Below are 13377 nucleotides of genomic sequence, written 5' to 3' on the forward strand. Positions count from 1 at the left end.
GGCATCGCTCCCATATTACGCGACGCTAAAAAGGGCTACTTTGAGTCAATTGGCATGGCTTCTGTTCGTGCGCTTTTTCTACTTCATTTTGAGATACAAGTATGGCGTCATGGAAATGTTTACAATATAAACCTTTATGAGTATGTTCATCAAACAAGTCAATTAAGGCATATCCGGGTGCTTCGGCTAAGCAAGGATTCTGTTTGATGTCCTTTTTTATTTCTTGAATAAACTTTAAAAACAAACACTCACTGGCCGTAGAGTTCAAGGCACCATGACCAAGAGTAAACGCGAGGGCTGTGGCCACATCATAATCACGAAAATAGCCATCAATTTCTTCTTTCCTTGAAGTATCTCCCCAAAAAAAACTACTCCAATAGGGACGCCTTGCTGCATCGTCTTCTAATGCTCTATCTTTTAGTATCAACAACCGCGCTCTCTGCGAGGAAGAAAGATCCTCTACCCAAGAAAATAAGGTATGGAACACCAAAGCAATACCCTGCTTGCTAGACACATCAGGAAGGTCACCATTTAGGGCCGGATGAGAGAGTAAAAGAGCTCTTTGTATCAACTCATCAAATGAGATTTTAAATTTACGTGCCTCGTAGTGGAAGGTGAGCAAATCCAATTCTTTCATGAATATAGGCGAATCATCCATCTTAGTCATCCCTAATTCACGAAATGCTTTTGCCAATAATGAGGAAAAAAATGCAAATGAGCAACGTTGTACAGCGAAAAATAAAACATCACTAATAATAGCTTCTTGTTTCCAAGAGCGGTTCACTTTAATTAACCACTTATTTAGCTCGTCTTCGTCTTCTTTAAGTAACGTATTTATTAGTTCCCCCCGCTCCTTTTGGAGTACTTCATGCTCATTGTGTTCATCAATATAAGGCACAAGATCGTCAACATCAGCCTCAAATTTCTCATCAATCTCAAAATCCTCTTCATTAAAATCATCAAAGTCATCAAAATCAAAATCTTCCTGATTCTCTATAGGCTCTGATACAGCTTTTTTTGTTGATTTTATTGGCATAATCCTTCCCAATAGGTGGCGTGAATTCTACTATATGCGTAACAAATGTAAGATTCAAGAGGGGAAATAAATATTCAAGGGAACTGAGATACACAGCAAATAACAGTGTATTTAAGTATCTAATTAATAAATGAAAAGATATTTTTTGGAGTATAGATCACGCGGACAAGCCGCGCGACCTATTAGACCTGGAATTGAGCTTAGGTAAATGCGATGAGTTACAACACGATTAAAATTGACTCGGCTGACTCAAATGGTTGCCCATACCTGCACTAAGTTCAGCGCTCACCTCCTCTTGAAGTCCTGCAACTAGTTCACGAGCGAAAGATACATCCTCCACACAACTAAGGCCCTCCTGTGACTCATTGTGAACCAGTGGTCCTCCAAGTAAACTAATAGCTCTAGCCGAATCTGGCCCTACGCTGATTTGCTTGAATGCAGCGGAAATGCCTAACGAAGCAGTGAACGTTCCTTCAATTGCTCCAGTCTCCTGATTAACTTGCAAAACATAAGGAGGGGTAAACAAGGAGATTTTATTTTGTTCATTTCGCATTTTATAGACGCTGCGAGTTTCCGCATAATCAAAAGTTGATTTAATTCCGAAAAGCTCCTTGAAAAAAGACTGGAAATTTTTTCCATGGCCAAAGAACCAACAATCGCGACCCTCTGCCTTTTCGATAAGCGCTTTGATTTTTTCCACTTTATCTCCGGCATAGTCCAGATCTTGCGCTACATCAACGCGGTTATCAATCAGCTGGGATTCAACAGCACCATGTTCCTTTATATGGTCCAGTGCCTGCATTCTTTTTTCATACAGATTATCAAAGTCTTTTTGGCTGCTAAATAACATAGAAAAGAACCAAAGAATGGCTTTCAGTGGCTCCCGCCAAAACGAAGTTGTCTCATATATTTTCTTCATATCTGCTTTTGAGCGAACATCGCAGCCAGACGGATGACTACTGTTTTCCGTTAATGCAGGCTCAATAGATATTTCAGCGTCACGAATATGTTTAGGAATTAATAATCCCGCAGTTTGCATCGCCCTATTCATTGGAGAGATGGCGATGAAAGGTTGCTGGTGCTCAGGATAAAATAATAACTTATCCGTAACTTGATTCGTTTGGCTCATGCTCACTTCAGCAGATGTAGCAATAGTCGCATTCGGACTCATCCCCAAACGTTTTTGCGCCCAGATGGCACTTTCACCATGGCGACTAAATAAGACATGTCCCATGATTTCCAGGCTCTGAGTACCAAGGTAGAGTTGATCTGCCTTTTTAAGCTTCTTTAATATGGCCCCTTTTTCCTCTTCTTTAACTTGACCTAATTGGTTTATGAGTGATTCAACATCCTGCAAATAATTTTTTTTTGCTTGATCCTTCGAGTTTTCTGCCTCAGAACTATCTGATTGAATAAGCTTTTTTTCTTGCACAATAACATCCTAATTTAAGAGCTGAACCTACTAATATTGTGCATTATACCGAAAAATAGATAAAAAAAGAAACATATCGATATGCTTCCCTTAAGAACAACAGGTATTCACCATATAAAGAGAGGCGCTTGTTCCGTGCCAGATATCCGTTTACACTGTAATTCGCATATTAAAAAGACTTCTGGGCCACATGCCTCAGAAGGTTGTACGAAGGATACGTGCATGGGGTTTATCATAAGGATGTTTTTTTGCCTCTGTCTAGGAGTAGTGCTCTTGGGCTGCACTGTATCATTACCGCAAAAGCGCCAACTTGAGCATCTCAAATCCCCACCGCAAATTGAGCCTGAAATGAAACGGCGTCTAAAAGATAAAGCTACTTTTGCCACGGGGAATTGGCCCCAGCAACAATGGTGGCTAAATTATGGTTCCGCTGAATTGAATACCTTGATTGCGGAAGCCCTATCGAGCAATCCATCCATTCAAGAAGTGCAAAGCCGTATTACTGTAGCACAGCAAGAAGCCAATGTGACCCGTTCTACTTTGTTTCCCCTGGTATTTTTTGATGCTACAGACACTCAGCAGCATTTAAGTAAACATGGGTTGTATCGCGCGCTAAATCCCAGACTTCCGCTCAATACCTCTTTATTGGATTTGTCTCTCTCCTTTGTCTATGAGTTTGACTTTTGGGGACAAAACCGCAATTTGCTCAACGAGGCATTGGGTAAAGCCAAAGCACAGGAAGCAGAAGCCGAAGAAGTAAAACTCATTATTACCACTGCTCTGAGCCAGGCCTATTTCGCCTATAAAACCAATTTGCTAAGAAAGCATTTATATGAAGAATTAGTCCAAATACGACAACACATTATTAATTTGCAAAGGCTGATGGTACGTAAAGGACTTTCTTCGGAGTTACCCGCGCTTGCCGCTGCGGAAAATTTACTGGAAGCAAAGAAATGGCTAGCCAGTATCAATGAAGAATTAAGTAACAATACCCATTTGCTTAATGTGCTGACAGGACGAAGCCCTGCTCACCCCATTTCGATGCAACAGACACTCCCCAAACTTGCTAAAAAGCTGGAAATTCCACCCAGTATTTCCTTTGATCTGCTTGCTCGTCGGCCTGATTTAATCGCGCAAATTTGGCGAGCTAAAGCCTGGGCTTACAAGACAGGAGCAGCGATGTCTGCTTACTACCCTAATGTAAATCTCAAAGGCTTTATCGGATTGCAAAGTATCAGCTGGACTAAGTTTTTTGAAGTCGCTAATGGCACCGGTGGCCTCACCTCCGCAATTCATTTACCTATTTTTACTGCCGGAGCCATTCGTGCCAATATTAAAGCCACCCAAGCAGAATTTGATGCAGCAATTTATGCTTATAATAATTTGCTTTTGCGCAGCACTCAGGAAGTTCTCGATACCCTGGTTTTTGCGCAAACGGTTCATCATCATCAAGCGGAACAATCAGAAATCATCCATCAGGCACAGCAACGTTATCAGCTGGTACGCTTACGTCAACAAAAAGGTTTAGACAGCCAGTTTGATGTGTATTATTTGCATGAAGAAGTGATTCAGAAACAACTGGTGGATAGTACCCTGTTGTATAACCAATATCTCGCTTCAATAAAATTAACAAAAGCCTTGGGCGGTGGTTATTATCAGCCCCAGGTGCCACTGGTACAGCAACATGACGAAAAAAGTTAAACCGCAACATATTGCGCTTATTAGTGCACTTGGCATCATTTTTTTATGCTTTTTTTTGTATTGGCTCTTTATCTGGCGTTTTGAAGTCTATACATCGGATGCCTATGTTCAGGGCAATTTAGTAACTATTAAACCGCTTCGCCCTGGCTTTGTAACCGGTATTTATACCGATGACACTTATTATGTGAAAAAGGGGCAACTCCTCGTTAGTTTAAATGAAACCGATTCCATTATTGCCCTAGAAAAAGCAAAACAAAAATTAGCGCAAACCGTGCGTGACGTCTGTCAGGCATTTCATAATGTTTTTGTTTTTTCCTCTGACATTCAAATGAAAAAAGCCGAACACATGAAGGCAAAACAAAATTTTAAACATCGCCATGACGTAATCCAAATGAAAGGTGTGTCCTTAGAGGATTATCAAAATGCCGCCGATGATTTACGCGCCAGTGCCGCCTCATTGGAAAGCACGAAAAACAATTACCAAAAAACACTTGCCTTCATCCAAGGCACCTCCATCACGGAACATCCTTTAGTGCAGGCGGCGGCTCAAGAAGTACGAGATGCCTGGGTACAGCTTTATCGTTGTAAAATCTACGCCCCCGTAGACGGTATTATCGCCCAACGCAGCGTGCAGGTAGGCATGTGGCTCTCCCCCAGTGATGGGCTTATGTCGGTTATCCCTCTGGACCAAATATGGATTAATGCAAATTATAAAGAAACCCAATTGAGCGATATTCGTCTCGGACAACCGGTAAGGATTGTCTCTGACCTCTATGGCAACTCAGTAGTCTTTCATGGAACAGTAGCCGGCCTTCCTGGTGCTGCCGGAAATGCTTTTGCCCTGCTGCCTCCTGAAAACCTTTCAGGGAACTGGATTAAAATCGTACAACGTCTCCCTGTTCGTGTCTCCCTTGATCCCCATGAACTGAAAGAACATCCCTTACGTGTAGGACTATCCTTAGAAGTCACTACGGATATCTCAAACCTCAATGGCGGGTTCAATAATACCGCGACTACGGAGTCACCCCGCTATTCAACGGATATTTTTCAGCAGGAAGAAGCGGGGATCGATGAATTACTTACCCGAATTATTGCCGCCAACATCGATCCAAATCTGCAACAATACGCGCAAACAGCTTTTGCTTATAATGAATTAGCCCATAAAACGAGAGTCCAATGATCCTTTACGCGCTCGTCTTTTCTCTTGCGGCCGTAGTTTTTAATTTAACCTTGCCCATTATGGCGGGGCTTTTTATTGTTGATAATCTTGGTGGCAGTACCTACATCAGTTCTTATGCGATCAGTTTCTTTTGTATTGGTAATATGTTGGGAGTACCTTTTGGTAAGCCCCAGAGTACGCGCTTGAATCCTATTCAGCTCTATATCCTGTGTTTAGCACTGATGATCTTTTTTTCCTGGCAATGCGCCTTTGCGAGGAATTATATCTCTTTTATTTTATTTCGCTTTCTTGAAGGTATTGCTTCAGGCCCCTTATACCTCTTGATTACTTATACACTTATTCCCGATCTGGCCCCCAACCGTGATAAAGCCTTTATCACCTCGTTACTGCTGCTTTGCTTTTCTTTAGGTCCTGTTCTTGCCGCCAGTTGGGGCGGATGGATTGCCTTTTATCATCAATGGAGACTGTTGTTTTTATCCCACATCATCTATTGTTTATTTTTAATTATTATTGTGGGCTATCGTTATCGCAAACATTATCCTGCGGTTAAAAGAGCTCAATTTGATTATCCCGGTTATTTTTTCTATGCCCTATTAGTAACCTGCCTCGGCACAGTAATCGCAGCCGGCCAAGAGTTAGATTGGTTTCGCTCCCCTCTGGTTTGTACTCTAGTGACTATAGGCAGCGTCAGCGCTCTATTTTTTATTCTGCGTTGCCTCAATCACCGTCATCCACTCATTGACTTGAGATTACTGAAAAATGCTTATTTTTGTTTGGCAATGCTGCATGTGAGTTTGCTCTTCGCTATCTATTTTGGCATGATTATTTTGCTTTCCTTATGGCTACACCTTTATGTCAATTACAGCCCGTTCTGGGTGCTTCTTTCCATTGGAGTTACGCTTCTGGGTGTCTGGCTGCCCATATTGATTCATTATAAAGCCTATGATCCGCGTTTTCCGTTGATTATTGCCCTGCTTTTTTTAATTGCATCCAGTTTATACACCACTCAATTTAACGTACAAATTGATTTTGACCGCATTGCCATTTCGCGAATTTTAACCGGTTTTGGTCTTAGCCTTTTTCTCGCACCATTATTTCGCTTATCAGTACAAGTGTACCCTAAGGAAAAACAACATGAATGCCTCAACTTATTTCATATCATCCGGCTTTGTGGTAGTGGAATTGGCATCGCGCTTTTTGTCACCCTATGGCACCGTCGCCAAGTATTTTATTATGAGCGTTTAGGCAGTCGCCTCACTGAATTTTCCACTGTAACCAATGATTTTTTACAGAAAGCACATCAGGTTCCCCTCCCGGGAAAACAAGCCTTTGCAAAACTCAGTTACTACCTTAATCGCCAGGCAACTGCTCTTGCCCTGGATGATTGCTTTTATTTAATGAGTTGGATGTTAATTGCCTTACTCATTATTTTATCATCCACCTTTTTCTTTAAAGATCCTGTATTGTTTGATAAAAAAAATGCGCCCTACTAGGCTCATTTCAAATGTTTATTCATTAAAAAAGAAAGAAGTTCTTTGTCTTTCTCCTCCTCCACACTATCCAACTCATCATCATTAGACATTAGATGCTCACGCCAATTAGCTGGCGCGTTCCATTTATTTAGGTAATCATCTTTTTGTTGTTCATCGAGAACTCGCCAAAAAGGAAGCCAAATATAATAAATCCAAATTTCACCCGGTTGACGCCAAAACATATCCCAAGGAGCGAAATCCAGTGCGAAAACCCATGGTGGATCAATTTCTTCAGTTACCGGATAAGGTCCTTTAAGCTGTATGGATTTTTTATTTCCTACGGATTCTAAAGAACTATCGATAAAAAAATTAACCCATTGTTTTGACTGAGCATGCTGGAACTGTAATTTTCCGTACCCTTTAGAAAAATAATAGTCGCTAGGATAATACTGTTTAATCACATTAGCTTGCGCTTGTTCCAAGCCCCATTGTGACCTCTGATAAAATCGGCTTCTTTTATAGGGATTCAGATATTTGCATTGCAGTCTGAAGCATACCGTTGTTTTATTTATAGGCTGGGCACCTATCAATTTACCAATTACTTTTCCATTCTTATAAATCAAATACTCCTGCTCTAAAGGCAGAATTGATTGCGTATGCTCTTTAGGTAAAATAATTTCATGCCAACTTACGTTTTCCCTTCTCATGCCCTTGCCTAGTACTCTCCTGTTAATTTGGCAGAATTCTAATTGTTTTGATGGAAATTTAAAGAACACGAACACACTTTTTTAAATTGATGCCTATCAGCTCTTATTCTTAGAGTCCAGATAAGTTTCACAACACTCACTGGTTAACGGGCGAGAATAAACATAACCCTGGAAGCCATCTATCCCTTGGGTATGAAGGGTGTTGAGTTGTTGCTGATTTTCAACACCTTCTGCAACCACCTTCATATTTAATTGATGAGCCATGGTGGTAATCGCGTGGATAATCGTTTGATCCAAGGAATCTTCAACACAATTATCAATAAACACTTTATCAATTTTTATCTTGTTAACCGGCAAAAGTTTTAAATAAGATAGGGCTGAATAACCAGTGCCGAAATCATCAAGAACTAAATTTACCCCTAATTGTTGTAATTTCTTAATTTCTTTATATAAGTTTTCGTTGTGATTAAGCACTACAGTCTCAGTAATCTCCAACTCTAAAAAGGTAGGGTCAAACTGAGTTTCTGCCAAAACATCGGCAACCACAGCACTAACTGACTGGTTAAGAAATTGGGCTGCAGATAAGTTAATCGCAATAAAACCTGAAAAAATCTTTTTTTCCTGCCAGATTTTGGCTTGTTGGCAAGCCGTTTTAAGTACCCACTCGCTTACTGGGCCAATTAAAGGACTCTTTTCTAAAGTCGTAATAAAATCTTTGGCTTCTAAAACTCCTTTGTCAGGATGCCTCCATCTGATTAATGCTTCAAGACCAATTACAGCTTCCGTTTCCACCGAATAAAAAGGTTGATACATCAAAAAAAATTCCTGACATTCATAAGCACGTTGTAATTCTTTATCCAAACCATGGATGCGTTGATAGTCTTCCAACAATTGGTTTGAATAGTAATAAAACTGATTTCGCCCTTTTTCTTTCGCCTGATATAAGGCCGTATCAGCAAGTTTCAACAAGGTTTGTATATCATGAGCATCATCAGGGAAAATGCTTATGCCAAGACTGGTGGTTGTTTGTAAAATATGCTCCCCAACGTGAAAAGGTTTCGATAGTTCGTGGAATATCCATTCAACGACTGAACTTAAGTATTCTTTGGACGTAAAGTGAGTGAGCATGACTACGAACTCATCCCCCCCTATCCGAGCAGCAATATCCCCTTTCTTCAAAATAGAGTTTAAGATCTTTGCGGTATGGATCAGCAATTTATCGCCATAATCATGACCTAAATTATCATTAACCATTTTAAAATAGTCTAAATCTAAAAATAATAGGGCAATTTTCTTTCCAGAACTGCCTAACTTCCTCGAGGTTTGTTGAAAGAGCTCATACAGCATGTTGCGGTTAGCAAGACCGGTGAGTGGATCATGGGATACCTGATAATAAAGCTTCGCATTTTCCAAAGAAGTCATCGCTTGAGAACACAGCAACTGTAAACTGTCTATATGACTTGGAGTAAAGGTATCATTACTGTCTTTATGTTCCAAGTACAAAATATGGCACAGCTGCCCTTGGTAAAAAAGAGGCATGGCAAGGATCGATTTGGGCTTTCCTTGCTGTACATAAACATCATTGAAAGTCAGCTCCGATTGATTCGTGTCATTGATGATGATTGCTTTTTGGGTCAGCTGCACATAATTCAAAACGGAAAGAGGATAATGTAATCCCTTATCGCTCGCTTTGAGGTTATTCAAATAAATATTTTGTTCCTCGGAATTGCCTTCTGCCTCGACAATCCACTGACCATTGATGCGGGTCAAAATAATGCTATTTTGTGCCCCCGAATTTTCCAAGACGATGGTGATGAATTTTTGTAATAACCTATCGATGCGTATCTCACTGGAAAGCAACCGAGTAAATTTTAAAATGGCCAACATGTCCAAATGCTGAGGTCCACCGTGAGAAAATGAGGGTTTCCCGAATACCATTTCACTCGTAATGTAAGTCGGATAGCTCTCTTCCAGCCATTGAGCTTTAGCAGTGGCTCCCCACTTCTTAAACAAGTGATAGGCATTTTGTAAATAAAGTTGTGCCACCCGCCCAACTTTTTGGGCAATGCAATAACAGCCTGCACGCTCACTTGCAATTGCAGCAATTATAATGGACTTACTCGCCAATGCCCTATGAACTGCCTCATCATAAAAAGGGAGTGCATCCTGACGATTAATCCATGCTAGTTCGGCTTCAATCAATAAGGAATGCGTTTTAAAATTCTCAGGACACCAAGCAGTATATCGATCAATCAATTGTTTTAATTGCTTTATCTTCTTTAAAATCAGTTTATGCTGTTTTTTCGGCAATGGATGCAGGGATTGGCATAAAGCCAAAGCATAATAAAACTTACCATCAAAATGAGTGATTAATCCTTTATCATAATCGGAGTAAGTCTCATGATGTGCCCCCATTTGCAAGGCTTGCTCAATGTTTCCTAATAGAAAATGCAATCGCGTAATTGAGCAGTAAAAAAAACCCAGCTCCGTTTTATTCTCTCCTTGAATAATACGCTCTTCAAAAGCTGCCAGTTGCTCCGGTTGCATAGACTCCTGATTTTTTAAGCATTGAACAGAGTACTCCCAAAATCGAGTTACATTAACAAAATCCGAAATATTAGTCCGCGACATAAATGACAAAGTAGCTGAAACCGCTTTTTTAACTTCATCCAGTGTTTGCCCAATGGTGAAGGAATGAAGTATCAAAGTGATATTACTGTAATTACTATACCCTAAATCTCCAGCTTCACAGCCCAGTTTAAAAGCGCTCTCTATGGTTTTATTACATTCGCTCAGCGGTAATTGATAGGGCTCAATAAACTCACCTAAAACAAATTGATTTCTCCCCTCAAAATTTGAAGCGCCATATTTGTGTTTTAACTTATTGTAAAGTCGGACAAAAGACAGTGCTTCCTCATGTAAGTGCAAAGAATGCAGGAGCACAAAGGCATATACAGGAAGACACATAGAGGTACTTTCCGTATAACCATACTTTAAACTTAATTTTACGTTGATGCAGGTAAGCAAAATAAACAAGGTTTGATCAATAATAAACGCGCTATTAAGTAATTGTGCAATTAAATTCACGATGGCCTTTTGTTTTAAATCGCTCATTAAGGGCAAGTCAATAAATTCAGGTCGTGTTCTCTTTAATTGAAATTTGATTTTATAAACGGCTATAAGTAAATGGTATTTCTTCGGATTTTTAGGAATGTGAATGCCAAAACCTCTTAACGCACTTAATCCTAAATTCAGTGCTTCGGTATGTTTACCAATAGTGGCCAACATTTCAATTTTAAGCCGATTGATTTCTAAAATCTTCAGGGGATTATGTTCCTGTTCAAGCAGTTGACTAAAGTAGTCATTGGCTTTTTCAAAATCACCAATCAAATATTTACATGCGGCCAGTTCTTTATAGAGTTGAAACGCTAACTCCTCTTCCCGTTGCCAATAATTTTCTGGCAATAAAGAAATACCCGCAGAAAAATATTCATTCGCAGCATGATAGGCAGAAGCTGATTTAGCCCTCTGACCTGCCCATAAGTTATATTTGGCTAATTGCAGACGTTCACGGGAGGATTTAATTAAAGCCAAGCCTTGATTAAAATGCTTCATCACCTCGAACACGCGATCATCGTTTTCGCTAAGCTCTTTTTCTTTGAGTAATAATCTGCCTATTTTCACATGCAAACAGGGTAATTCCTCTTTGGCTACCAATTCAGAACTTGCTTGCTGAATGCGATCATGGACAAATCGATAATACAAAGTATTTAATTGTTCATGATTCACAATCGCCTCTAAACCCATCAGACTCTCAGTTAGATAAGCCTCCTCTAGCGGATAAATCAAATTGGCTTTAATTGCCTGATACAGGCCATCTGCAGTTTGGCTAATCGTTTTTTCACTAATAGTAACCAGCGTTGCTAAATCAAATTTATAACCTAAACAAGCAGCCAGCATTAGAATTTCCTGAGTTGCCTGCGGCAACCAATGGATCTTCGTGGTGAGCAGCTCGACCACATTATCAGTAGCATTCTGTTGCAAAATTTTAGATAAATCCCATTCCCAGCAGCTCTGCTCATACGAAAAGCGTAATAATTTGTTTTGATAAAGCAGCTTAATGAATTCATTAATAAAAAAAGGATTTCCCTGGGTTTTCTCAAAAACACATTGTGCGAGTTCTTGGATCCTCTCCATCGGACTTAATAAGGTATCGTGGAGTAATTGCTGAATATTTTTTAACTCTAAAGGCTCTAAGGTAATCTGCGTTAGCCTCACGTTATTCCGAGCGATGTTATTTAAGGTATGCTCTAAGGGATGACTCTCGTTAATTTCATTATTTCGATAAGCACCTAACAACAATAAATAATTGGTTTCCTGATCTTGCAATAAGTTTTCGATAAAATTAAGCGATGAACTATCTGCCCATTGCAAATCATCAAGAAAGATAACCAAAGGATGGTTTTGTTGCGCAAAAACTCGAATCAAATTTTGGAATGCCAGGTTAAATCGAATTTGCGTATCATTAGGATTTAATTTAGGAACGGAAGGTTGAACTCCGATAATTAATTCGATTTCAGGAATAACATCGATAATGACCTGCCCTACCTTACCTAAAGCATTTAATAGCGTGGTGCGAATATCATTTAAATTATCCTCGCTTTCAGCAAGGACTTGCTTCACCAATTTTTGAAATGCGGAGACAATGCCACTGTAGGGAATATTTCGTTGTATCTGGTCAAATTTTCCTTGAATGTAATAAACACGATGCTGCACCATGGCTTTGTGCACTTCATTAACTAAGGAGGTTTTGCCAACTCCGGAATAGCCAGAGATTAAGAATATTTCTTTATTACCTTGGCTGACATGATTAAACGCTCGTAGTAGTTGCTCTACCTGGGCATTACGACCATATAAATTACGCGAAATACTTAAATAATCACGCGTATCATTTAAGCCTAAAGTAAAACGCTTAATACAGCGTTTACGAATCCATTGCTCTTGGCATGCACGCAGATCGGATTTTAAACCAATGATGCTTGAATACCTTGATTCAGGCATTTTATTCAACAGCTTGTCAATAATCGCATTCAGCATTTCAGGAGCATCCGCTCTTTTTTCAAATGCTGGTGGTGCTTTTTTGGCAATATGACAATGAACTAACTCCAAAGGATCGTTGCTTTGAAATGGAAGTTGATTGGTTAACATCTGATACAAAGTGATCCCTAAAGAATAAAAATCAGTACGATAATCAATAGGGCGATTAATACGTCCGGTTTGTTCAGGAGAAATATAAGCCAAATCTTCTTCAAGACTATTGAATGTCATGTAGTCATAGGTTTCTTCTGAAATTTGGGTACAAACACTTAAATCAATTAATTTGAGGGTTAACTTCTCTGGGTCGATAATGATATTCGATGGGTTTATTTCTTTATGGATAATTTTTAATTGATGTAACTCACCGATTATCTCCACCAGCTGTAACGCCAACTTACAAAAATCACCGATTTCTAATCGATTATCGTTTAGATAATCATGTAACAGCATCCCTTCAACATTTTCTAAAATTAAAATGGGTACAGGAGTATCTTGTAAGAAATCATAGGCTTTGATGATTGTGGGGGAATCAATTTGTTGCAATAAATTAAACTCATGCTGTAAAAGGGCCAGATTCTCAGCAGTAACATGATGATTATTTGGCGTTTTTAACAACACACGGAATTTATCTTTACTTCTAATCGCATAGTAAGTATCGATATTATGATTATTACGCATTTTCTTGTGTAATGCATAACCTGATATGGCAACCATTTCAACTCATATATTGATAGTCTTTCTCTTAACACATC

7 protein-coding genes are annotated in these 13377 nt (G+C 39.5%); 3 read left to right on the forward strand and 4 right to left on the reverse strand.

The genetic code is table 11. The features are described from left to right. Positions 1-25: 25 nt before the first annotated feature. Together ACD661_RS04955 and ACD661_RS04960 are read right to left on the reverse strand one after the other, a co-directional pair. The gene (locus ACD661_RS04955) at positions 26-1036 is read right to left on the reverse strand and encodes a hypothetical protein (RefSeq protein ID WP_400186743.1); all 1011 of its coding nucleotides are present in this window, start codon (positions 1034-1036) and stop codon (positions 26-28) included. Between the two features lie 229 nt (positions 1037-1265). Continuing rightward, on the reverse strand, positions 1266-2468 hold the full coding sequence (locus ACD661_RS04960; RefSeq protein ID WP_400186744.1) for a histidine phosphatase family protein: 1203 nt from the start codon (positions 2466-2468) through the stop codon (positions 1266-1268). 222 nt (positions 2469-2690) lie between these two features. On the opposite strand from ACD661_RS04960, the gene ACD661_RS04965 reads away from it, so the two are divergent. From ACD661_RS04965 to ACD661_RS04975, 3 genes are read left to right on the forward strand one after another with little or no spacing between them, the layout of a single operon-like run. After that, positions 2691-4169 carry an efflux transporter outer membrane subunit gene (locus ACD661_RS04965; protein ID WP_400186745.1) on the forward strand — a complete coding sequence of 493 codons (1479 nt, stop codon included), beginning with the start codon at positions 2691-2693 and terminating at the stop codon, positions 4167-4169. Then, positions 4153-5349 carry an HlyD family secretion protein gene (locus ACD661_RS04970; protein ID WP_400186746.1) on the forward strand — a complete coding sequence of 399 codons (1197 nt, stop codon included), beginning with the start codon at positions 4153-4155 and terminating at the stop codon, positions 5347-5349. Before ACD661_RS04965 ends, ACD661_RS04970 begins: the two co-directional genes overlap by 17 nt. After that, positions 5346-6842, forward strand: a complete 1497-nt coding sequence (locus tag ACD661_RS04975; RefSeq protein ID WP_400186747.1) for an MFS transporter — start codon at positions 5346-5348, stop codon at positions 6840-6842. The genes ACD661_RS04970 and ACD661_RS04975 overlap by 4 nt, the downstream gene beginning before the upstream one ends. Positions 6843-6844: 2 nt before the next feature. Here ACD661_RS04975 and ACD661_RS04980 read toward each other — a convergent pair whose 3' ends face one another. Both ACD661_RS04980 and ACD661_RS04985 read right to left on the reverse strand, forming a co-directional pair. Then, the gene (locus tag ACD661_RS04980; protein ID WP_400186748.1) at positions 6845-7528 is read right to left on the reverse strand and encodes a hypothetical protein; all 684 of its coding nucleotides are present in this window, start codon (positions 7526-7528) and stop codon (positions 6845-6847) included. A 96-nt stretch (positions 7529-7624) separates the two neighbouring features. Next, the gene (locus ACD661_RS04985) at positions 7625-13339 is read right to left on the reverse strand and encodes an EAL domain-containing protein (RefSeq protein ID WP_400186749.1); all 5715 of its coding nucleotides are present in this window, start codon (positions 13337-13339) and stop codon (positions 7625-7627) included. Between the last annotated feature and the right edge of the window lie 38 nt (positions 13340-13377).

The sequence above is a fragment of the Legionella lytica genome (genome assembly GCF_044626755.1).
Taxonomy (GTDB): Bacteria; Pseudomonadota; Gammaproteobacteria; order Legionellales; family Legionellaceae; genus Legionella; species Legionella lytica_A.